This window comes from Sorangium sp. So ce375, assembly GCF_051473855.1.
In the GTDB taxonomy this organism is placed as follows: domain Bacteria; phylum Myxococcota_A; class Polyangia; order Polyangiales; family Polyangiaceae; genus Sorangium.
On the sequence record NZ_CP150335.1, the window covers coordinates 12,934,469 to 12,956,591 of the forward strand.

Annotated in this window: 20 protein-coding genes; 3 read left to right on the forward strand and 17 right to left on the reverse strand. The window is 70.7% G+C overall.

What is annotated here, in order from left to right:
- Window positions 1–33: 33 nt before the first annotated feature.
- Window positions 34–1,356: an NAD(P)/FAD-dependent oxidoreductase gene (locus WME90_RS48105; RefSeq protein ID WP_437283758.1), complete on the forward strand. Its 1,323-nt coding sequence runs from the start codon at window positions 34–36 to the stop codon at window positions 1,354–1,356.
- 76 nt (window positions 1,357–1,432) lie between these two features.
- Here the strand turns inward: WME90_RS48105 and WME90_RS48110 are convergent, their stop codons facing one another.
- On the reverse strand, window positions 1,433–2,089 hold the full coding sequence (locus WME90_RS48110; protein ID WP_437278851.1) for a nucleotidyl transferase AbiEii/AbiGii toxin family protein: 657 nt from the start codon (window positions 2,087–2,089) through the stop codon (window positions 1,433–1,435).
- A complete protein-coding gene (locus WME90_RS48115; protein WP_437278852.1) occupies window positions 2,064–2,387 on the reverse strand; it encodes a hypothetical protein in 324 nt (107 codons plus the stop codon). The genes WME90_RS48110 and WME90_RS48115 overlap by 26 nt, the downstream gene beginning before the upstream one ends.
- A 299-nt stretch (window positions 2,388–2,686) precedes the next feature.
- On the opposite strand from WME90_RS48115, the gene WME90_RS48120 reads away from it, so the two are divergent.
- Together WME90_RS48120 and thrC are read left to right on the forward strand one after the other, a co-directional pair.
- Window positions 2,687–3,772 carry a serine/threonine-protein kinase gene (locus WME90_RS48120; RefSeq protein WP_437278853.1) on the forward strand — a complete coding sequence of 362 codons (1,086 nt, stop codon included), beginning with the start codon at window positions 2,687–2,689 and terminating at the stop codon, window positions 3,770–3,772.
- Window positions 3,773–3,825: 53 nt separating this feature from the next.
- Window positions 3,826–5,166, forward strand: a complete 1,341-nt coding sequence (gene thrC / locus WME90_RS48125) for a threonine synthase (RefSeq protein ID WP_437278854.1) — start codon at window positions 3,826–3,828, stop codon at window positions 5,164–5,166.
- Between the two features lie 18 nt (window positions 5,167–5,184).
- Here the strand turns inward: thrC and WME90_RS48130 are convergent, their stop codons facing one another.
- Genes WME90_RS48130 through gspC form a run of 15 tightly spaced genes read right to left on the reverse strand, consistent with a single transcriptional unit; the run spans window position 5,185 to window position 21,945 of the window.
- Window positions 5,185–7,029 carry an STAS domain-containing protein gene (locus WME90_RS48130; protein WP_437278855.1) on the reverse strand — a complete coding sequence of 615 codons (1,845 nt, stop codon included), beginning with the start codon at window positions 7,027–7,029 and terminating at the stop codon, window positions 5,185–5,187.
- 18 nt (window positions 7,030–7,047) lie between these two features.
- Window positions 7,048–8,337: a type II secretion system protein GspN gene (gspN, locus tag WME90_RS48135; protein WP_437278856.1), complete on the reverse strand. Its 1,290-nt coding sequence runs from the start codon at window positions 8,335–8,337 to the stop codon at window positions 7,048–7,050.
- Complete coding sequence (gene gspM, locus WME90_RS48140) at window positions 8,334–8,930, reverse strand: type II secretion system protein GspM (protein WP_437278857.1); 597 nt, start codon at window positions 8,928–8,930, stop codon at window positions 8,334–8,336. Before gspM ends, gspN begins: the two co-directional genes overlap by 4 nt.
- Complete coding sequence (gene pilM, locus WME90_RS48145) at window positions 8,927–10,453, reverse strand: type IV pilus biogenesis protein PilM (protein WP_437278858.1); 1,527 nt, start codon at window positions 10,451–10,453, stop codon at window positions 8,927–8,929. The genes gspM and pilM overlap by 4 nt, the downstream gene beginning before the upstream one ends.
- A gap of 27 nt (window positions 10,454–10,480) precedes the next feature.
- Entirely contained in the window at window positions 10,481–11,986 is a 1,506-nt protein-coding gene (locus WME90_RS48150; RefSeq protein WP_437278859.1) for a general secretion pathway protein GspK, read from the reverse strand.
- A 3-nt stretch (window positions 11,987–11,989) separates the two neighbouring features.
- Window positions 11,990–12,703, reverse strand: coding sequence for a type II secretion system protein GspJ (locus WME90_RS48155; RefSeq protein ID WP_437278860.1), 714 nt, complete (start codon window positions 12,701–12,703; stop codon window positions 11,990–11,992).
- A 2-nt stretch (window positions 12,704–12,705) separates the two neighbouring features.
- The gene (locus tag WME90_RS48160; RefSeq protein WP_437278861.1) at window positions 12,706–13,362 is read right to left on the reverse strand and encodes a type IV pilus modification PilV family protein; all 657 of its coding nucleotides are present in this window, start codon (window positions 13,360–13,362) and stop codon (window positions 12,706–12,708) included.
- The gene (locus WME90_RS48165; protein WP_437278862.1) at window positions 13,362–14,060 is read right to left on the reverse strand and encodes a pilus assembly FimT family protein; all 699 of its coding nucleotides are present in this window, start codon (window positions 14,058–14,060) and stop codon (window positions 13,362–13,364) included. The genes WME90_RS48160 and WME90_RS48165 overlap by 1 nt, the downstream gene beginning before the upstream one ends.
- Window positions 14,061–14,085: 25 nt before the next feature.
- On the reverse strand, window positions 14,086–14,535 hold the full coding sequence (locus WME90_RS48170; protein ID WP_437278863.1) for a type II secretion system protein: 450 nt from the start codon (window positions 14,533–14,535) through the stop codon (window positions 14,086–14,088).
- A 3-nt stretch (window positions 14,536–14,538) separates the two neighbouring features.
- Window positions 14,539–14,952, reverse strand: coding sequence for a type II secretion system protein GspG (locus tag WME90_RS48175; protein WP_437278864.1), 414 nt, complete (start codon window positions 14,950–14,952; stop codon window positions 14,539–14,541).
- A gap of 8 nt (window positions 14,953–14,960) precedes the next feature.
- On the reverse strand, window positions 14,961–16,187 hold the full coding sequence (gene gspF / locus WME90_RS48180) for a type II secretion system inner membrane protein GspF (protein ID WP_437278865.1): 1,227 nt from the start codon (window positions 16,185–16,187) through the stop codon (window positions 14,961–14,963).
- A gap of 8 nt (window positions 16,188–16,195) precedes the next feature.
- Complete coding sequence (gspE, locus tag WME90_RS48185; protein WP_437278866.1) at window positions 16,196–17,974, reverse strand: type II secretion system ATPase GspE; 1,779 nt, start codon at window positions 17,972–17,974, stop codon at window positions 16,196–16,198.
- Window positions 17,971–20,553 (reverse strand): type II secretion system secretin GspD, encoded by a 2,583-nt coding sequence (gspD, locus tag WME90_RS48190; protein WP_437278867.1) that lies wholly within the window; start codon window positions 20,551–20,553, stop codon window positions 17,971–17,973. The genes gspE and gspD overlap by 4 nt, the downstream gene beginning before the upstream one ends.
- A gap of 52 nt (window positions 20,554–20,605) precedes the next feature.
- Window positions 20,606–20,917 (reverse strand): hypothetical protein, encoded by a 312-nt coding sequence (locus WME90_RS48195; RefSeq protein WP_437278868.1) that lies wholly within the window; start codon window positions 20,915–20,917, stop codon window positions 20,606–20,608.
- Between the two features lie 41 nt (window positions 20,918–20,958).
- On the reverse strand, window positions 20,959–21,945 hold the full coding sequence (gene gspC / locus WME90_RS48200) for a type II secretion system protein GspC (RefSeq protein WP_437278869.1): 987 nt from the start codon (window positions 21,943–21,945) through the stop codon (window positions 20,959–20,961).
- Window positions 21,946–22,123 lie beyond the last annotated feature (178 nt).

Consider the following 22,123-nt stretch of genomic DNA (forward strand, 5'->3'; position numbering starts at 1 on the left):
GCTCGCACTGCGCACGTCGACCCGCACATGCTCATGCACATCGACTCCGCGCGCTCCGTGTGGAGCGAGGCGGGCCCGGTCTATGAGCCCGTCCCTCCGCTGCGCGGGGACGCTGTGGCCGACGTGGCCATCATCGGGGGAGGGTTCACCGGGATCTCCACGGCATATCATCTAATCCACCGATTTCCGAGCCTCCGGGTCGTGATCCTCGAGGCGCGTCACCTCGCGAACGGCGCGAGCGGGCGCAACGGGGGGATGATGCTGAACTGGATTAACGGGGTGAGCTCCCGCGATCCGGAGCTCACGCGCCGCGTCTACGAGACGACGCGCGCGGGGATCGACGGCATCGTGGGGATGATCCAGGAGCACGACCTGCCGGTGCGCCACCGCCGCGACGGCTGCATGGAGGTGCTCACCGATGCGCGGCGGGCCGAGGCGGCGCACGCGCGGGTGGAGCAGCTCGCCGGCTGGGGCATTTCGCTACAGTACCTGGACAGCGCGGCGCTCTCGAAGCGGCTCGGAGTCCAGGGCGCGGCCGGGGCCGTGCTGGACACGACAGAGGGGCAGCTCAACGGGGTCGACCTGCTGCGCGCCCTGCGGCCGCTGCTGCTCGCGCGGGGGGTCGCCCTCCACGAGGACACGCCGGTGCTCGGGATCCGGGAGGGGCGCACGATCGAGCTGACCACGCCGGGCGGCGTCGTCCGGGCCGCGGCCATCGTCCTCGCGACGAACGGCTACACGCCGCGCCTCGGCTACTTCAGGGGCGGCATCTTCCCGATGCACTCGCACGTGATCGCGACCGAGCCGCTCGACGCCGAGGCGCGCGCCGCGCTCGGCTGGGGGCAGGTCGCCGGCTTCAGCGACGACCACGACCGGATCGCGTACGCCAGCATGACGCCCGCCGGCGAGCTCGTGTTCGGCGGGGGTAGCAACGCGGCGTACGCCTACCTCTACGGGAACAAGACCTCCTACCCGGGCACACCCGGCTCGGCCGGGCCGGCGTTCGAGGCCATCCGGCGCCGGCTCACCGGCTATTTCCCGGCGGCCGAGCGGCTCCGGATCGCGCACCGCTGGACGGGCACCCTCGGCATCACGATGAGCAGGCTCTGCAGCATGGGGGTGCGCGGCGAGCACCGGAACGTGTACTACGCCCTCGGCTACAGCGGCCACGGCGTCACGCTCGCCAACCTCGCGGGCCGCGTGCTCTGCGACATCTACGCAGGCGACGACGTGAGGTGGCGGGATCTGCCGTTCTACATGGCCCCCCTCCGGGGCGTCCCGCCCGAGCCGCTCCGCTGGCTCGGCTATCACGCGTACACGAAGCTGACGGGGCGTTCGCCGCGCAAGGTGGCGTGAGCGCGGCGCGAGGCGGCTCGTTCGCGCGCCGGGAGCTCGCGCGCGAACGAGCCGCGATCGGTCAGAGCCTGCTCCGTCAGACGCTCTCGCCAGCGCCGGCGCGGTCCAGAGCTCCTCGGCGCAGTGACTCCTTGAACGCCTGCAACTCCTGCTCTGGGAGCGGCACGACCATGCCGCGCAACGGCTTCAGCTCGATCTGGGATACGGCCCAGGCGAACCACGCCGGATCCATTCCGCTATCTTTCTTCAGCGCATCCTCGAAGCCCTGGAGGATCGGGAAGCCGGCGCGGTCGATGAAGAACAGGTCGACGAGATCGCGCAGCTCCGAGCGCCCGAGGAGCGCGACGATCTTGTTCGCGCGCTGATCCCGGAGCGCCTCGACCCGGATACGACCGACGTAGGTGTCCGCCTCGATCAGCCTCGGTGACGCATCCGACGCGACATCGACGCGGAGGACTTCTGGTCCGGCGGCAATCTCGAGCCGCACGAAGCCAGGCGCAGACCTCACGCGCATGACGCCGACGGCCGAGGTCGCTGCGGCAGCCTCCACCGCACGGACGATCGGCTCTACGTCCTCGCGCAACCCACAGAAGAGGTCCAGGTCGTCGGAGCGTCGGTGATCGAGCAGCAACGCGAGCCCTGAGCCTCCGACCAGCCGCACCGTGGGCGAGGCGTCCTGGGCCGCGAGGACCAAGCGCTCGGCCAGATCAGGCAGCCGCGGTAGCCCGGACATGTTCCCGGTGACGATCGAGCATCATCGTCCAGACGCCACGGGCGCGCCCTAGGCGGTGCCCGATCCGAGGCCAGGCCTCCTCGATGGCGGGCCAATCGAGCAGCGTCCATACGTCGCGGCTGTTGGCCTCACGGAGGATGCGGGCGATCAGGTCATCCCGGGTCGAGGGAGCCTCACGCGCGAGGATCCGTCGCGCCTCCGCGACTGTGATGCCTAGATCCCACAGGAAATACGGCACAGCGTCGGGATCGAGCAGGCGTGGTGAGGTCGGCGGCAGCGGCATGTCGTCCCCCGGCACACGATGGTGCCACCCTTGGCAAGTTGCAGGAGGCAGGCTCGGCTCGCAAGGGGATTCCCCTCGGCCGAGCAGCCTCCCCGGCGGAGCGCCGCGCTCGACTCGGCCGGGGTTGCAGCGTGGCGGCTCGGCCGGGGTTGCAGCGTGGCGGCGTGCGGCGTCACGCCCACGCGGTGCTCGGCGCACGCGCCAACGGGAGCGCCGTCCCGCAGGACGCGCCGGCCGCGCCGCCCGCTAGCGCGGTGGCCGCTGCGGAGCGGGCTTGCGTGGCCGGAGCGCGGGGCGCTATTCGATGCCTGGCCATGTTCTGCGCGCGCTGCCACAGGGAGTACGACGCGGGCCATCGGTTCTGCCCCTACGACGGCGCGGAGCTCGCCGAGGGCCGGCGCATCGACCTGCTCCGGTACAAGCCGACCCGGCTGCGCGGGACCGTCCTTGGGGAGCGCTACGAGGTGTGCGGCTACCTCGGCAAAGGGGCGATGGCGCGCGTCTACCTCGCGGTCGAGCTCGAGACGGGCCAGCCGGTCGCGATCAAGGTCCTGGAGGAGTTCGCCGTCCGGGCAGAGCGCACGCGCGAGCGGTTCGTGCGCGAGGCGCAGAGCGCCGCGATGATCGGGCACCCCAACATCGTGCGTGTGCTCGACGCCGGCACGCGCTCCGACGACGGCGCCCCCTACCTCGTCATGGAGTACCTCTTCGGCGAGTCGCTCGGCGACTGGCTCCGGCGCGAGCGCCGCATGGACGCGGACCTCGCCATCCCGGTGCTCTCCCAGGCCGCGTCCGGGCTCGCCGCCGCGCACCGGGCCGGGATCATCCACCGCGACGTGAAGCCCGACAACATCTACCTCGTCGGCGCGCAGGGCGACCCGTACGCGGTCAAGGTGCTCGATTTCGGCCTGGCGAAGATCCAGGCCGCCGACCACATCACGGCGACCGGCACCGCGGTGGGCACGCTCGAGTACATGGCGCCCGAGCAGGTCGTGAGCGACCTGCCCGACGCCCGCACCGACGTCTACGGGCTCGGCGTCGTCATGTACCGGGCCTTCACCGGGGAGCTCCCGTTCCCGCGCTCGGAGCAGTCGGAGCTCCTCGCCCGGCAGCTCGTGACCCCGCCGCCTCGCCCCTCGGAGAAGCGGCGGAGCCTCGATCCGCTGCTCGAGTCCGTGATCTTGAAGGCGATCCGAAAGCGCCCGGAGAACCGTTATCCCTCGATGGAAGCGTTCCTCGAGGATCTCGAGCGGCTGGCCGGCGACCGGGACGGGCCGCTCTCGGCGGACGGGCCGCTCCGAGACCCGAGCGACGTCTATCTTCCGCAGGGATCGTTTGCCAGGAACGCGGCGATCTACTTCTATAGGCGGCTCGGCATGGAAGCCCCACGCTTCGACTGAATCGACACCACCTCCCGCGGGCGCTTCCCGCCATCCAGGAGATCCGTATTGCCATGGCCTACTCTGCTGCATTCCGATGCCTGACCGGTTGTGCCGGGAGCTACCCGCTGACGCAGCCCCTCTACCGTTGCCCCACCTGCGGCGGCCTGCTCGACGTCGCCCACGACATCGACGCGCTCCGCGATCGGAGCCCGGCGACGTGGATGAAGCTCTTCGACGAGCGCTACAAGCGCACGGTGTGGCCCTACGGCTCCGGCGTCTGGGGCAAGCGGGAGTGGGTCGCTCCCGAGGTCCCGGACGAGGCCATCGTGTCGATGGACGAGGGGGGCACCAACCTGTTCTGGGCAGACCGCTACGGCCGCTCGCTCGGGCTCGACGATGTCTGGGTGAAGCTCTGCGGCAACAGCCACACGGGGTCGTTCAAGGACCTCGGGATGACGGTGCTCGTCTCGGTGGTGAACAAGGCGATCCGCGAGGGCCTCGAGGTGCGCGCGATCGCGTGCGCGTCGACGGGGGACACCTCGGCGTCGCTCGCGGCGTACGGGGCGGCGGCCGGCTTGCCCGTCGTCGTGCTGCTGCCGCGGGGCAAGGTGTCGACGGCGCAGCTCGTCCAGCCGATCGCGTCGGGGGCGCTGGTCCTCTCGCTGGACACCGACTTCGACGGCTGCATGGCCATCGTGCAGCGCCTCTCGGCCGACGGCGTGGTCTACCTGGCGAACTCGATGAACGCCCTGCGGCTCGAGGGCCAGAAGACCGTGGCCATCGAGATCGTGCAGCAGTTCGACTGGACGCTGCCCGACTGGGTCATCCTGCCGAGCGGCAACCTGGGCAACGCCTACGCCCTCTACGCGGGCTTCAAGATGCTGAAGGACCTCGGCCTGACGACGCGCTTCCCGCGCCTCTGCGTGGCGCAGGCGGCGCGGGCCAACCCGCTCTTCCGGGCGTGGTCCGAGGGGAAGAGCGAGGTCGAGCCGATGAAGGCGGGGGAGACCTTGGCGAGCGCGATCCAGATCGGCAACCCGGTGAGCGCGCCGAGGGCGATGCTGGCCCTGAAGGCGATGGACGGCGTCGCGGAGGAGGTGACCGAGGACGAGCTCTGCGACGCGGCGGCCCGCGCCGATCGCACCGGGATGTACACCTGCCCGCACACGGCGGTCGCCCTCGCCGCGCTGGAGAAGCTCGTGAAGAAGGGCGTCGTGGAGAAGCGCCAGCGGGTCGTCGTGGTCTCGACCGCGAACGGCCTCAAGTTCACGGAGTTCAAGGTGAAATACCACGAGCGCGCGCTCGCCGACGTGACGAGCCGGCTCGCCAACCCGCCGGTCGCGCTGCCGCCCGACTACGACCGCGTCCTCGCCGCCCTCGACAAGCACGCCGCGCAGACCGGCAAGCGCTGAGCTCGACGCCGCCCGCCGCTACCGGCGCGCCCTCGCGCGGCGCCGGCGGCGCCGTCCTCGCGCGTCCGCGGAGGTCATCGCGGAGGCGATGCCGTTCTGCAGGGTGTTGTGCGTGACGATGCCGCTCATGTCGACGCCGATCTCGACGAGCGTCCTGGCCACGTCGGGGCGCAGGCCCGTGATGATCACCTCCGAGCCGAGAAGGCGCACCGCCGTCGCGGCGCGCAGGAGCTCGTCGGCGCACGGGCCGTCGATCTGCGGCACCCCGGTGATGTCGAGGATCGCGACGTGCGCGCGGCGGGAGGCGACGCCGCGGACCAGCGTCTCCTGCACGCGGCGCGTCCGCTGCGAGTCGAGGGCGCCGACGAGCGGCATCACGACGATATCGTCGCTGATGGGGATGAGCGGGGTCGACAGCGCCGCGAGCATCTCGTTCTGCGCCCGGAGGGCCTCTTCCCGGGCGCGCCGCGCCTCGGTCTCCGCCTCGGCGCGCCTCCGCTCGGTGATGTCCCGCAAGATGACGACCGCCTCCGCCCGATCGCTGCCGGCGATCCGGACCTCGTAGTCGCGCGCGCCGCCTGCCTGCTGCGCCTGGTACTCGAACACGTACGTCGCCTCGTCCGCGAGCGCGCGCGCCACGAGGCCGGTGATCTGCTCGGCCACGTGGGAGGGGAACACGTCGGCGACGTGCCTGTGCAGGAGATCCTCGGCGCGGAGCGACGGCCTCGGCTCCCGGGAGGCCTTGAAGTCCAGGCAGATGCCGTCGCTGTCGATCCGGAGGATCGTGTCGGGGATGGCGTAGAGGAGCGCGCGGTTGTTCGCCTCGCTCCGGCGCAGGGCCGCCTCGACGCGCTTGCTGCCGATGAAGTGGCCGGCCTTGGCGGCGATGGCGAGCAGGACGTCGAGCAGCCCCGGATCGGGCGCGCGCGGCTCGGCATCCATGAGCTCCAGCACGGCCGCGACCTGCGCGTCGGCGCGGACCGCGATGGGGAGCTCGACCGCGAAGCGGAGGCCGGCGCGGCGCGCCGCCTGGGCGCGCGGATCGTCCGCCTCGGCGTCGAGGTCGCTGAACCAGGTCGGCTCGCCCTGCGCGAGCGCGCGGCCAGGGAGCCCGGCGTCGCGGGCGAACCGCGTGCCCCGGGTCGCCGCCTCGAGCGCGATCGCGTCGTCGGGCGCGGCGCTCCACGTGTGCTCGCAGCGCAGCCCGTCGCTCTCGTCGTCGCCGAGCCACAGGGCGGCGAACCGGAAGCCGAGCGTCTCCCCGAGCGCGCCGAGCAGCGCCGGGACGCCCTCGGACAGCGTCGTCGACTCGACGAGGATCCTGGTCACGGTGTACTGCGTCGACACCTTGTAGTTGGCCTCGGAGAGCGCGCGGCGCTGGTTCCACTTCTCCGTGAGCGCGAAGGCCATCTGGCGGACCTCGCTCGGGTCGAACGGCTTCGCGAGGAGGAGGAGGTCGTCGGTCTGCCCGAACCGCGCGGAGATCTCCTCCCACGCGTCATCCGGGGCCGCCGCGCAGAGGACCACCTGGATGGCGCCGTCCTCCTTCCAGAGGCGCGAGAGCGTCTCGATGCCGTCCCACCCCGGCGGCATGCGCGCGTCCACGAACGCGAGCGCGTACGGCGCCCCGCGCTGCCGCGCCTCGCGGACCTTCGCCAGCCCCTCCTCCCCCTGGGTCACGGACGTGAGCTCGAACCTCACCGTCCGCCGGACGGGCGGCTCGCGGAACAGCGCCGTCTCGGGGCGGCCGGAGGTCGAGTCGTCCGTGTCGGGTCGGAGGATCCTGCGGAAATCCGCGTGGATGGTCTCGTCGTCGTCGATCAGTAGAATGCGCCGGTTCTGCACCCAGCTGGGATCCCCCATCGAATTCTGCACCCCGCCCTATTCAACGGGAGGCGCGCCCTCGCCGTCTACAGGCGGAGCGGGCTGCGGCCGTGTGGGGGACTCGTCCTCGGTGGAGGGCGGGGGCGGGGGAGGGGGCATCGCCGGGGGCTCGTGCTCCTCGCCTTCCCTCGGCGCGGCCTCCGAGGAGCCGAGGGGCATGTTGATGCCGCCGGGCTTCCTCGTGGTCGTGGCCGGGCTCGCGCCCGGCGTGTCGCCGGGCTTACCGCGGCCCCGCGCGGCGGGAGAGTCCGCCGAGTGCGGGTCGAACCGGGGCTTCCTCAGCGGGCCGTGGACGTGCCAGCCGTAGAAGCCGTCGGCCCGCTTCGACCGCTTCATCTTGGGCTGCTGCATCTCGATCAGCCCGGACACGTTCGACCCCGGCGCGCCGAGCAGCGACTTCGTGAGATCGCTCTTCGACCGGTACGCGTCGGAGAACTTGAAGCGCACGTAGAGGTCCGCCGTGGAGTTGTTCCACGGCTCGCGCATGTTGACCTTGCCGTCGCCGTCGAGCTCGAGATCCTGGCCGTTCGCGGTCATCTTCGTGACCTTGAGGACGCCGTCCTTCGCCTCCGCCGACAGGAGCAGCTCCCCCAGCTTGGCCTCCGGGAGCGCGATGAGCCCCTGGATCTTCGTCTTGCCGTCGCCGACCGAGACCTCCTTGGCCGAGACCTCGAGCGCGCCGTTCGCCTTGTTGAATTTGCCCTCGGGCGCGCTGAGCTCGAGGCTCGCGTTCAGCGTGCCCGCGATCGGCAGGCCAAGGATGTCCCCGAGCGGGCCCACCTTCGCGAGCTCCACGTTCGAGACATCGACGTGCACGTCGCCGCCCGATCGGCCCATCGGGACCACGCCCTCGACCTCGCCGCCGAACACGCTGGCCCAGAACGAGACCCGCATCCGCCCGATCAGCAGGGGCAGGATCTTCACCCGTGCGTGCGCCTCGTCGATCTCGATGACGCTCGGCTTCGGCGCGCTCTCCTTGGCGGCGTCGCCCGAGGCGAAGGCGGCGGCGGCGCTCGGCCTGCTGCTGGCGCCGAGCTCGCCCGGCGGCAGGATGAGCCGCACGCCCTTCATCTTGACCCCCGTGAACCAGTACGAGTCGAGCTCGTCGATCTCGAGGCGCTGCGCCTGGCTCGGGCCCCGCTTCTGCTGCGTGCGGTCGAACTCGGCGATCAGCCGATCCTTGAGCCGGTCATAGGGGAACGTGAGGTAGCCGAAGAGCCCAAGACAAAAGAGGTAAAAGAGCGGGTAGGCCGCCCATTTCGCGATCTTGACGAACCGCGCCTTCATGGCTCCTGCTCCTCCTCGTCGGCGGGGTGCGCGGTCGGCGCGGGGGTCGCCGGCGGGGGCTCGCCCTTCCGGTCGAACGCGGAGATGCCGAGCTCGACCTCGTAGGAGTCCGGCTCTCCGGCGCGCGGCTTGAGGTTCAGCTTCGTCACCGCGACCGGGTGGCCCGAGCCCTCGATGTGCTCGAGCATCTTGGCGAGCCCGAGCATCCCGCTCCTGTGCATCTTCACCACCGTGATCCGCTCGGTGTACTTCTTGCCGTGCGGGACGTCGGGGCGATCCTGCGACTCGGCGGCGGTGAGCCCCTGCTGCTTCGCCGCGTCCTCGATGAAGCCGGCGAGCGCCGGCGCCGGCCGCGCGTAGCGCGCGAGCAGCGCGTCCTTCAGCGCCTTGCGCTCGCTGACCTTCCCCGAGGCCTCGTAGATCGACTGGAGCAGATCGCGCATCTCCTGGTTCTCGGCGCGCTTGCTGGCCGCGACGCTCGCGAGCCCGATCGGCACGAGCAGCAGGACGATCACCGCCAGGAATCCGACGAGGATGGTGAGGAGCCGGCGCTCGCGCGGCTCCAGCTTGTCGAGTCGCTCGCGGAGCGTCATCGCGATCCCTCCGGCTTCTCCGGCGCGCCGGCCGAGGCGCTCTCCGCCGCGTCAGCGGCGCCGGTCTTCTTCTTCTTCTTCTCTTCGCACTTGAGATCCAGCTCGAGGACGTACTTGTGCCTGCCCTCGGTGAACTGGCTCGTCCGGCCGATCTTCACGTCGCGGAAGCAGCGGTGTTCCTTCATGTGATCCGCGATGATCTGCGCGTCCGACACCGACGGGACGACGCCCTGGAGGGTCACGTGGCCGCGGTTCACGTCGAGCTCGAGCACGTCGTGCGTGATCTCCTTCGGCACGGCCTTCGAGAGCTGCACCATGACGTCGAAGGCGTCGACGCGGGGCATCGGGTCCTCGTCGGCGGCGCCGGGGCCCTGATCGAGCAGCTCGCGGGCCTTCTGCGGGTCGCTCGTCTCCTCGCCGAGCACGTCGCGGGAGGCGGTCGCCAGCGAGGCGGCGAGGAGCTCCCGCTCCGCGTCGAGGGTGCGCATCTCCGCGACGATGGAGAAGCCGAAGCTCAGCGCGATGACGGTGCCGAGGCCGGCGAGGATCGGGATCTTCTCGCGCAGGAACGGGTAGCTGCGCTCGGCCTCGAGCGCGCCCTTCCGGAGGTTGAACCCCTTTGTCTTCGGCGTCAGCCCGAGCGCGAGCCCGAGCGCCTTGGCGAAGCGGGGCAGCGCCGCGGCCTGCTCGGGCGTGAGCCCCTCGATGCGCGGGGTCGGCAGCGGCAGGATCGTGAGGCCGAGCTGCGTCGACAGGAACACCTCCGCGCCCTGCGCGGTGGCGCCGCCGCCGACGAGGTACAGCCCCGCGAGCGGCTCGCCGCCGAGGTTGCGCCACGCCGCGAGGGTCTGGCGGAGCTCGCGCGCGAGCGCCGGCGCGGTGCCGGGGAGGCCCGCCGTCCCGCGCGACAGCGTCCGGGCGAAGACCGGCTCGCCGCCGGAGACGATCACGATCTCGGACGTGAGGTAGTCGAGGTCGAGCAGGGCGATCGGCGCGCTCGCGCGCGTCGTCGGATCGAGAGACGGCGCGGCGAGCTCCGGCATCACCACGTCGAGGTTGGCGAGCGCCACCGCGCCCAGCGCGACGCGCTCCGGCTCGAAGCCGAGCGCCTCCTTCACGACGGCGATGCGCTCGCGCACGTCGTCCGCGCGCGCGACGGCGGCGAAGACCGGCAGCGTCTCCACGCCGGGCGGCCGCTTCAGCAGGCGGTGATCGAAGACGGCGTCTTCCATCTCGAACGGCACCGTGGCCTCGAGCTCGAAGCCGAGGATGTTCTCGATCTCCTTCTGCGCGGCCGCGGGCAGGTCGAGGCGCCGGTAGAACGATTTCTCCCCGGAGAGCGCGATCGCCGCCCCGTCGGGGCGGTGGAGCCCCACGGCGGCGCGGATGGCCTCGGCCTCGGAGACGGCGTCCGTGACGGCCGCCTCGCCGAGGGCCTCGACGAAGACCCTCCTGTACGAGGTGCGGATGAGCGCCGCCCGCACCACGGATTTGCCAGCATCTATCCCGAGCAGCCTGTGCATTTGCGCGCTTCTTCCCGGAGGGGTGTCCTATTCGATGCGATAGTAGATGATCGTCCCGGCCGGGTTCGATCGTACCTGTTGTTCGAACGTTTCCGGCGTCGGAGCGGCGCCGCCGCTGCCGCTGCCGCTGCCTGTGCCGGTCCCGCCGCCACTGCCGCTGCTTTCACCGCCGCCAGTGCCGTTCTGGGTGAGCGGCGTCGCCCCCGTGAGATCGACCACGGCATGGACGCGCACGCGCGTCTCACGCTTGTTCCCCGGGACGATGCCATCGGCGTAGATGCTCAGGAAGTTGGTCCTGTTGCCGAGGGACTTCGTGACGTTCGGCTTGAACTTCACCGCTTCGACGCCCATCGCCTTGAACTGCTGCCCGAGCATCCCCCCCAGCGAGCTGCCCGCCTTCTGGGTCATCGCATCGACATAATCTTTCGGTGTGGGAAAGAGCAGCCCCCCGGTCATGCTCTGCACGAGCGACGCCACGGTGAGGAACGACGTCTGCTGGTTCACGTCGGTGCAGAGCGGCGTCGTCGCGACATCCACGAAATCGGCGCTGCACGTGAGCCTGAGCAGCGTCAGCGCGTTCGCCGACGACACGTTCACCTTCTGCTTCCGGCTGCCCCAGACGGTCAGGACCCTCTTGTCCGGGTTGCTCGGATCCGGGTCGACGAACGTCGCCCAGAAGTCGTCGCTCATGCCCCGGATCAGCCGGAGCTCGTCGATCGAGTCGAACGGCGCGTTCTTGCGCTGATAGGGGAGGCCGACCGTCTGGTAGAAGCTGTCCTCCGCGCCGGTGGAGCTCGGGGCGTTCGACGTCGCGTCGCAGGCGAACGTCTGGTCGCCGGGGTCGGCCCAGTCGATGAGCGCGCTGCAGATGGTCGCGCGGTCCGAGAACTGGCCGTCGCCGTCGCGCTCCTCGAAGAGCGCGTTGTACTGCGGGTCGCTCATCAGGCTGAGCAGCTGGTTCCCCACGGCGATCTGATCCGAGATGCCGCCCACGTCGTCGGCGGCGCGGTTGACGTTGATCTTCGAGTCCTCGTCGACGATCTTGAGCTCGAAGCGGCCGCCGCCGGTGAGCCCCAGGTTCTTGCCCGCCGCGCTGCCCTCGGCCGCGCCCTCGGCGGGCGGCGCCGCGCCTGGCGAGGCGAGCTGCGCGTTGAACGGGCCGAGGAACATGTCGGTGAACTTCCAGACCGGCACCTGGAACTTCCCCTTGATGCCGACGATCGCGAGCATCGGCCCGATCGCCGTGCTGACGCTCGGCTCGGAGGCGATGAGCATCCGCGACAGGTTCACGGCGCTCTTCGCGTAATACTCGGCCCGCAGCGCGTCGCGATCGGCGAGCGCCGCGGAGAGCTCGGTGGAGGTCTGCTCCTGGAGCTCGGTCAGGAACACGGTGAGCACCGTGATCGCGCCGAGCACCATGACCAGCGCCACGCCGCGCCGGTCGCGCCGCCTCCGGAGGCGGCGGCGCGCGCGTCCGGCAGGCGGCCGCTTGGCGGCGCGCTCCTCGGCGTGGGGGGGCCTCGGGTGGCTCATGGCTCAGTTGGCCCCGAAGGCGATGGGGACCTGCATCGGGATAGGCACCTTCGACTCGAACTTGATCGGCTGACCGCCCGGACCGCCGTTCAGGACCAGCGTCACCCACACCTGCGAGGGGAGCCGATCGAGCTGCGCCGCCGGCTGGGTCGAGTCCCACGAGTCGACCCACTCCCCGGTGACGGGGTCGAGGTACGCGACATTGAAGCTCTCGATGTCCTCGGCGAGCACGTTGACGACTCCGCCCCTCGTCGGCTCGGCGTCGATGGTCCTCGCCTCGCGCCGCACGAGATCGAGCTTGTCGCGCTCCGGGTCGCGCGCGCCGAAATAGCCGATCTCGCACTGATCGGACTCGTGCGCGTTCCGGAGGAGCCTCCGGTGCGCAAACGCCGTGAAATCGACGCGATCGGCGGGCGACGAGTCCTCCCCCTTGAAGGCGGTGAGCCGCACGACGATGTTCTTGTCGGCCGGCTGGTGCCGCGACAGGAAGGCCGCCTGGAGCTCGCGCGAGATGCGGGCGATCGCGGCGCGGCCCTGGTGGTAGCGGTCGCTCATCCGCGAGATGCCCGAGCGCGCCCGGCTCATGCCGTCGAACGCGCCGTAGATGAGCGTCCCGATGAGCGCCAGGATGCCGACCGAGACGAGGACCTCGAGGAGGGTCACCGCGCGCGAGCGGCCGCGGCGCCTGCGGAGAGAGCTCGCCGTTCGCGCCGTCACGATCAGCTCCCTCCTCCCTCGCCCGCGCCTGCGTCGGGCTGGCCCATCTGGGGGATCGTGACCCACTGCACGAGCTCGAGCCCGTGCTCCTGCGACCCCTGCTGCCAGGTCAGCTTGACCGTCACCCGCCGCGCGCTCGCCTCGAAGATGGGCTGGAGCGTCGGCGCGAGCATGTCGACGAACGGCTGCAAGATCCCCGAGATCCCGCCGCCCGCCTCGCCGCCCCCCGCGCCGCCGCCGACAAGCGATTGCGCGAGATCGTCGAGGTTGCCGCTCGGGGCCGCGGTGCCGCTCGACTCACCCGGCTTGCCGAGCGCCCCGAGCCCCTCGAGGTTTGTGTCGAGGTCCAGATCGCCGTACTTGGGCTCCGGCATCTCGGGCTTCTCGATGCGCCAGCTGCACTTGATGGTCGGCGACTCGTCGCCCTCGCAGCACGGCCCGCTGTCGGCCTCGTCGAGCGCCGGAAGGCCGTCCTTGGCGAGCCGCTCCTCGAGCTCGGTCATCTTGCAGCGCGCGAGCCCGGTCGCGAGGCTGAGGTTCCTCGCGTGCGCCGCGGCCGAGAAGGCGCCGGCCTGCGCCGAGAGGATCGCGGTCAGCCCGAGGCCGAGGATGGCGACCGCCACCATCACCTCGAGCAGGGTGAAGCCGCGGGCGCGCATCAGAACCCCGTGTCCTCCCGCTCCGACGCCTCGGCGTCGTCGCGCGGCCTGGGCATGCTCGCCTTGCCCTTCCTGAGCTCCGTCTTGCCGGTCAGCGGCGAGACCAGCACCGTCATCACGGCGTCGTCGGTCTCCCCGCCGCCCAGGCTGAGCTGGATCGCGGCGTGCTCGGTCTGGCCCCCGGGCCAGAAATAGAGATACGCCCGCCCTTCGGTCACGGGCTCGTCCTGGTGCCCTGTCTCCACCTGGAGGAAGCGGACGCCGCTCGACAGCTCCTTGCCGGGCCTTTCCGCCTCGGGGTTGAAGCCGAACGCCTTCGCCGGCTCGAACGAGGGCCGCGGCGCGCGCGGCCCCTTCAAGATCGCGTCGGCCTCGGCCGAGGCGGCCCGCTCGGCCTCCGTCGCCGCGGCGGCGCCGCCGGCGCGATCGTTCCGCTCGACGAGCAGATCGCCCGTGGACTCCTCGAGCACGATCATCCGCTCCTCGAAATCGAAGACGAGCCGCACCGGCTTCGACTTCGCGTTCGCGTGGGCGTAGGCGACCCGGACGGCGCCCGCGAGCAGCGCCGCGCTGCGCTTCAGCCGCGCGCTCGTGACCGCGCCCATGCCGAGCATGACCGAGCCGCTGATGAGCGCGATCACCGTGACGGTGATCAGCACCTCGACCAGCGTGAGTCCCCTCGTGCGACGGCGTGTCATGGGCGCTCCTGCTCCCGGCGCGGCGCTACATCTCCGCGATCTTGTTGAGCTCCGACTGCTTCATGTCGTCCCGGATGTCGTCCGGGGTGTTCTCTTTCTTATCGTCGCCGGACGAGACGACATGGATCTCGTTGTTCTCATCGCACTTGATCTTGTACGGCTGACCCCAGGGATCGTCCGTCTTGTTGCCGTCGATCTGCTTCGCGCCGACCAGCGTCTGGAGCGTCGGGCAGCCCTCTCCGCCCGCCCCGAGCTGCTGATACTGCTCGGCGGCGGTCTTGATGACCGTCGCCCCGGTATAGGCGCTCTTGACGCGCGACTGCTTGAGCTTCGGCCACACGACGAGCGTGGCGCCGCCGGCGATGATCGCCATGATCGTCACCACGATGAGCACCTCGACAAGGGTCACGCCCCGCGAGAGCTTCCGGCTCAGCCGTCGAATCCTTCTTGCGCTGCTTGCTCTGTTCGTCTCCATCTCTCACTCCACCCTGTCAAGGCCGCCTATTTCGCCGTCCGGTCCGTCGCTCATCAGATCGTATCCGTCCGGATCCTTCCTTCCAGGGCAGGTGAGCCGGAGCGGCCTGCCCCACGCGTCGACCGGGTCGACGGCGAGGTATCCCTCGCGCTTCAGCTCTTCCAGGGACCCCGGGCACCGCCGCTCGTGATCGGCGCGGTACAGGGTGATCGCCCCGTGGACGACGGACAACGTTGCGCGGGTCGATCGAATTCCCACGAGCCGCCGCTCGCGCGCGCCGAGGAGCAGCAGGAGGACCGCCATCCCGAGGCCCGCGGCGAACGGCCGCACCCGCGCGATGCCGGTCCGCCGGAAGAGCCCGCCGCCGCGCTCCCAGGGGAAGAAGATCGTGCTCTCTCGCTGTCTACGGCGCCCCATGAGCCCACCTACCCGACGAAGCTCGACATCTGGATGAGCGGCATGAGGATGGATATCGCGATGAACGCGACCGCGCCGCCCATGATGACGATCATGAGCGGCTCGAGCAGGCTCGTGAGCACCTGGACGCGCGTCTCCACGGCGGAGTCGTAGGCGTTCGCCACGTTCTCCAGCATCGCCTCCAGCTGCCCGCTCTTCTCGCCGATGGCGATCATGTGGGTGACGATCGGCGGGAACCGGCCGCTGCGCTTCAGCGGCTCGGCGATGCTCTGGCCCTCGCGGATCGACGCGATGGCGTCGACGATGACCTTCTCCAGGGCGGCGTTGCCGAGCACGCTCCGCACGATATCCATCGCGCTGAGGAGCGCGACGCCCGACGAGAGCAGGGTCGCGAGGGTCCGCGCGAAGCGCGCGATCGACAGCATCTGGATGAGCTTGCCGAAGATGGGCGCCCGCAGCACGAACGTGTCCCACGAGAGGCGGCCCTTCGGCGTCCGCACCCAGCGGCGGAAGCCGTACACCGCGCCCGCGAGCGCGAGGAGCACGAGCCACCAGTAGCTCGACGCGAACGCCGACGTGCCGATGAGCGCCGCCGTGTACCAGGGCAGCGCCTGGTCCATCGAGGCGAAGATGCCGGTCACGTTCGGCACCACCGCGACCATGAGGACCGAGATGAGCCCGATGCCGATGAGCGCCATCAGCGCGGGGTAGGCGAGGGCGGCGGTCACCTTGCCCACGAGCTTCGCCTGGTTCTCCATGAAGACGGTCAGGCGGGTCAGCACGCCCTCGAGCGTGCCGGACGCCTCGCCGGCGCGCACCATGCTCACGTAGAGCGGCGGGAAGACGGCGGGGTGCGCCTCGAGGGCCTTGGCGAAGCTCGTGCCCTCGCGCACCTGCTCGCGCACCTGGGTGAGCACCTTCTTCAGCGACTCCTTCTCGACCTGCTCGATGAGCGCGTTGAGCGACTCGAAGAGCGGGATGCCGGCGCCGATGAGCGTCGCGAGCTGGCGGGTCATCACGGCGACGTCGGACGTCGAGGGGCGGCCCGCGAAGGCGAGGATCTTGATATCGCGCTTCGCCTTCGCCTTCGCGGCCTGCTCCTCGGTCGCGCCGGTGAGCATGATGCCGTCCTTGCGCAGGGCGGCCCGGAGGGCCTTCGCGTTCTCCGCGTCGCGGACCCCTTTGACCGGCTTTCCGGTGCCGACGAGGATGCCTTTGTATTCGAATACCGCCACGGCCTTCCCTACTCGTCGACGATGACGTCTTCCTGCGTCGCCGCGAGCACCTCCTCGACGGTGGTGATGCCCTTGAGCACCTTGCGCGCCCCGTCGTCCCGGAGCGTATCCATCCCCTGGGAGATGGCGACCCGCTTGATGGTCTGCGCGTCCGCGCTCTTCAGGATGTGCGGACCTACGGCGTCGTCGATGACCATCAGCTCGTAGATGCCGCGCCGGCCGATGAAGCCCTTCTGGTTGCAGGAGTCGCAGCCCCCGGGCTTGTAGAACACGGCCCGATCGATGTCCTGCCCGATGTAGTCGTATTTCTGCCCGTGCACGCTGTAGCGGGTCGAGAGCTTCCGCCGCGCCTTCCAGGCGAGCCGGTCCTCGTCGAGGCCGAGCTGCTGCAGCTCGTAGTCGGAGGGGCGGTAGGGGACCTTGCACGTCGGGCAGAGCAGGCGCACGAGGCGCTGGGCGAGGATGCCGATCACGCTGCTCCGCACGAGGAACGGCTCGATCTCCATCTCGACGAGGCGGGTCACGGCGGCGGCCGCGTCGTTCGTGTGGAGGGTCGAGAGCACCAGGTGGCCGGTCAGCGACGCGTGGATGGCGATCTCGGCGGTCTCCTTGTCGCGGATCTCGCCGACCATGATCACGTCCGGGTCCTGGCGGAGGAACGCGCGGAGCGCCGAGGCGAACGTGAGCCCGATCGCGGGGTGGACGTGGATCTGGTGGATGCCGCCGATCTCGTACTCGACCGGGTCCTCGGCCGTGAGGATGTTCCGGCTGGGCTCGTTGATCCGGTTGAGGCACGCGTAGAGCGTGGTCGTCTTGCCGCTGCCGGTCGGGCCGGTGACGAGGATGATGCCGTCCGGCCGCTGGATGAGCGCGTCCATGACGGCGTACTCGCGCGGCGCGAAGCCGAGGTCGTCGAGCCCGAGCAGGACCGACGCCTTGTGCAGGATGCGCATCACGATCCGCTCGAAGCCGCGGCTCGTCGGCACGGTCGAGACGCGGATGTCGACGCTCTTGCCCGCGATCTTCAGCGTGATGCGGCCGTCCTGGGGGAGCCGTTTCTCGGCGATGTTGAGCGACGCCATGATCTTCACGCGGGCGATGATCGGCGCCATGAACTGCTTCGAGGCGCGCTTCGCGACGTAGAGCTCGCCGTCGATCCGGTAGCGGACGACGACGTCGCGCTCCTCGGGCTCGATGTGGATGTCGCTCGCCCGCTCGCGCACCGCCTGCGCGAAGAGGCCGTTGACCCAGGCGATGATCGGGGCGTCGTCGTCCGAGTCGATGATGTCGACGAGGTTGTCCTCCTCGAGCGCCGTGTCGCCCTCGAGCTTCGCGCCGCCGTCCTCCTTGCGCTCCCAGATGCGGTTGATCGCGTTCAGCACGGCGTCGCTCGTGGCGACAGCGATCTCGACGGGCTTGCCGAACAGCGCTCGCACGTCGTCGATCGCCGTCGTGTCGAGGGGGTCGGCGACCGCGCAGTAGACGACCCCGTCGTGCTCGGCGAGCGGCAGGATCTTGTGCTGCTTGGCGTACATGATCGGCACCCGGCTCGCGAGCTCGAGCGGCACCGCGTCGATGTCGATGCGCGGCAGGAGGCCGAGCTCGCACTCCTCCGCGAGCGCCTTGGCGATGCTCGCCTCGTCGGCGATGTTGGACGAGACGATGAGCTCCGCGAGCGCCTGACCGCGCTCGCGGACGGTGTCGTAGAGCGGCACGAGCCGCTCCGCGGGGACGACGCCCCGCCGGACCAGGATCTCGCCGAGGTACTGCTGCTGCTGCAGGCTCATTCCACGCGCTCCATCTGCCGTCCGCCGGGCGGCCGCCGCGTGGGCCGCTGCGGCGGGGCGCCGTTCGGCGGCGGCGGCAGCTGGGCCGGCTCGCCCTCCATGTCGACCATGCCGGGCTGCATGTGCACGGCGCCGGTGGCCTTGCCGCCGAACGTCGGCAGGCCGACCGGATCCACCGGCGCGTGCTCGCGCGGCCCCTTCGGTCGCGCCTCCTCCTCGAGGCGCGCTCGCTCCTCCTCGGCCAGCAGCGACTGGCGGATGTCCTCGACGAGCCCGTTCGCCCGGCCGAAGTCGCGCGGCGGCTCCCACGCGGCGCTGTCGCTGAAGACGAAGTAGCGGTCGATGAACTCCTGCCGCTCCTGCATCTTGCGCTCGAAGATGGTCCGCAGGTCCTCCTGGTCGCGGATCACGTAGGGCGTCAGCACGAGGAGGAGGTTCGTCTTCGTCTTGGTCCTGACCCGCTGCCGGAAGAGGAACCCGAGCACCGGGATGTCGCCCAGCACGGGGATCTTCGTCTCCGAGGTGGTCATGCCGTCGCGCACGAGGCCGCCGATCACGACGGTCTGCTGGTCCCGGACGACGAGCGTGGTGCTCGCGGTGCGCTTGTTGATGGGGATCGCGCCGAGCGCGCCCTCGAGGGGGGCGCCGGCGTCGGAGATCTCCTCGGAGAGCTCCAGCCGCACCTGGTCCGAGTCGTTGACGTGGGGGATGACCTTGATCTTCGTGCCGACGTCCTGGCGCGCGGCGGCGCCGCCGAGGCCGCCGAGGCCGCCGAGCAGGCCGCCGAGCCCGCCGAGCGCGGCGCCCCCGGCGCCGCCCGCCAGGCTCGCGAGCTGGTTGAGCCCGCCGCCGCCCACGTTGGTCTGGAGCGGGATGTTCTGGCCGATCGAGATCTCGGCCGGCACGTTGTCGGTCGCGAGGATGTGCGGCGTGGCGAGGACGTTGGAGTCGCCGTCCTGGGCCAGCGCGTGGAGGACGACGCCGAACGCGGGGATCGAGATGCCCGTCCCGAGGATGTTGTTCGAGCCCGTGATCGCGGGGCCCCGGATGCCCATCGCGAGCGCGCCGAGCTGCGCCGGCAGGCCGATGACGGAGCGGGAGATGTTGTTGCCGCCGTAGATGACGCTGTCGTTCGGGTTGAGGCCCTCGAACGGCGCGCCGGCGTGGTAGCCGATGCCGAAATCGAGCGTGCGGTTGACGTTCACGTCCATGATCACGGCCTCGATGAACACCTGCCGCCGCGGCTCGTCGAGCTGGTCGATCACGGTGCGCAGCTGGGCGTAGTCGTGGGGTGACGACGTGATGAGGAGCTTGTTGCTCGCCTCGTCGCAGGTGACCTTGACCTGCCCCTCGAAGATGTCGTCGGTCGAGCCGGGCACCGCGGGGGCGGCGCGCGCGCCCGGCCTGCCGCCCACGGCCGCGCCGCCGCCTCCTCCGCCGCCGAGGACCTGGTTCAGCGTCGCCGACAGCTCCTTGCAGCCGGCGTGCTGGAGCGAGAGCACGTGGACCTGCCCCTCCCCCGTCTGCGGCACGTCGAGGCGCTTCAGGATGCCGAGGACGCGCAGGTAGTCCGGCTCGGTGGCGGTGATGATGAGGGAGTTGGTCCGGTCGTCCGCGATGATGCGGGCGCCGGTGCCGCCGGCGCCGCCCCTGCCGGGCCTGCCGCCCGCCGCGGCCCTGCTGGGGTCGACGATCTCGTTCAGCTTCGTCGCGACCTCCCCCGCGGAGCCATAGTGAACCGGCTGCACCCACAGCTGATCGCCGGCGCCGCCGACGTCGATTTCCTCGACGATCCGGAGCATGCGCTGGATGTTCGATCCGGTGTCCGTGATGATGAGCAGGTTGCCGGGCGGATAGACGGTGACGTCGCCGTCCTTCGATTTGAACTTGGTCAGGACGCCGCCCGCCTCGTTGGCGTCGATATGGGACAGCCGGTACATGCGGGTGACGAACCGGTCCTCCGCGGGCACGGGCGTGGCGGCTCCGTACACGGGGGTCGTCTCCGATACCGCGCCGGGCGTCTCCACGATCTTGAGGAAGCGGCCGTGGGGGATGACGGTGAGATCGTTCGAGGCGAGGATCGACAGGAACGCGCTATACGCCTCGGCGACGGTCACCTTCTCCGGCGCGTACACCGTGGCCTTGATCTGCCGGAGCTTGCCGCCGTAGATGAAGCGACGTCCGGTGATGTTGCTGATGGCCTTCACGAGCTCGGGGAGATCGGCCTCGTCGAGGTTGAAGCTGACCTTGTAGCCGCCGGGCTTCGGCTTGAACTCGATCTCCTGGACCCCTTGCTTGACCGCGGCGAGCGGGTCGTCCCCGGCGTCGGCCGGGGCGCCTGGCGCGCCCGCGGCGGGGGCGGCTGCGCCCGGCGCGCCCGCGCCCGGCGGGCCCGGCGCAGGCGTGGGGCGGACGGGCGCGGGCGGGGCCTGGCCTGGGGTCCGTATCACGGGCGCGCCGCGGTTCGCGGGCTGCGCTGCGGCGGGCTGCGCCGCGGCGGCGAGCACGAGCGCCGCCACCGGCGCGGCGAGGAGCCTCCTCCGGAGGCAGCAGGATCGCTCGAGGGTCGTCATCACCATCAGTCGACTCGATATTCTCTGCGTTGGTTGGTAAGGGGGGAGGCGGCGCCGCTCAGTCGGCGCTCGGCGCGCTCTCGCGCGCGGCCGGCGAGGAGGGCCGCGGCCGCTTCGAGCGGGAGGTCTTGCCCAGGGCGGTCTTGCTCGCGCCGGCGGAGGCCTCGCTGTCGGCCTCCTCCGTCGCGTCCGCCGCGGGATCCTTGTCGTTGGGCGCCTCGTGGGGCGGCAGGACGGCCTTGGCGACCGACACGAGGACGAGGCTCACGACCCCGACGAACGTGAGAGAGCCGAGGACGAACGTGCCGATCGCCATCAGCGTTCGCCGGAGCAGGCTCCCCTCGTTCAACGTCCCAATCCATCGCGCCATGCCGCTACCCTGCTTTCGTCCCTGGATTCAGTCCGCAGCGCTCACTTGATGTTGAAGTCGATATTCATCGGCTTGCCCTTGCGGTTGATGCTCACCGTGAGCCGGTCTGCCGTCCGGAGCCGCGCGTACGCCTCGAGGGCCTTCTGCGGATCGCTCATCTCAAACCCGTTGATGCTGGACAGCCGATCTCCGTTCTCCAGCCCGAGCGTCCCTAGCAGAGAGTCCGGGCGAATCCCGAAGAGACGGATGCCCACGATCTTGTCTCCCTCTTTCTCGGGGACGATACGCGCGGAGCGCATCAGCTCACCCTGGTTCTCCAGGATGTGGTCGACGGCGCTGCGCTCCACGTTGAACTCGTTCTCGCTCACCCGCTGGATCTTCGAGGCGATCTCCGGCGGGATCTTCTTGCCGGCGCGGGCGGCGGGCTTCGCCGCGGCGCCCGTCGAAGTCGACGGCGCCGCGGGCGTCGGCACCGGCGCGGCGCTGGCGCGGGCGACGGCGCGGCTGCCCACGATGGCCTGGCACCGCGAGCTGCCGGAGGTCAGCCAGACCCGGTCCCACCCCACGTAGTAAACCGTCTGCCCGCTGATCTCATCCCCCTGCCGCCGCAAGATCGCCTTGCCGTCCGAGCCGGCCATGGCCGCGAACGACCACGCGGGATCGTCCGCCTGCGTGATGAGCAGGACGCGGGCGCCGTCGCAGGAGGGGTCTGCGTACGGGTCCTTGTTGGGCAGCTCGTGCTGGACGGTCGGGAGCTCGACGGGCTTGCCGTCGAGCGGCCCCGTGACCGAGTCGAACGGGTTGCGCGAGAGGATCGCCGCGGCGCTCGTCGTGTGGTCCGCGCTGCTCGCGCTCGACCCGAACGACGCCGGGCGCGTCGGAGGGATGACCGGCGCCGGCGGGGCGTCGAGCGCGACGCTCGAGACCACGAGCTGGCCCATGCCCGATGCCTGGAAATAGGCGGCGAGCGCGATCAGCACGCCCAACAGCCAAGGAAAATACCGCTTCAGGATCGCGTCGATGCCCATGCGCCCATCCTCCTCTAGGCGAGTTTCATGCCAGCGGTCAATCGCCGGTGGTTTCCCGCGTATTCTCGGAAATTCGGAGGCTGCCCCGCCAAGGTGACGCACCCCGGGCGTGTCGGACGGCCTCCTTTGCCAAAGTGACAAACGGATCTTTGCGGGAGGTGCCGGCGCGCGGGAGCGC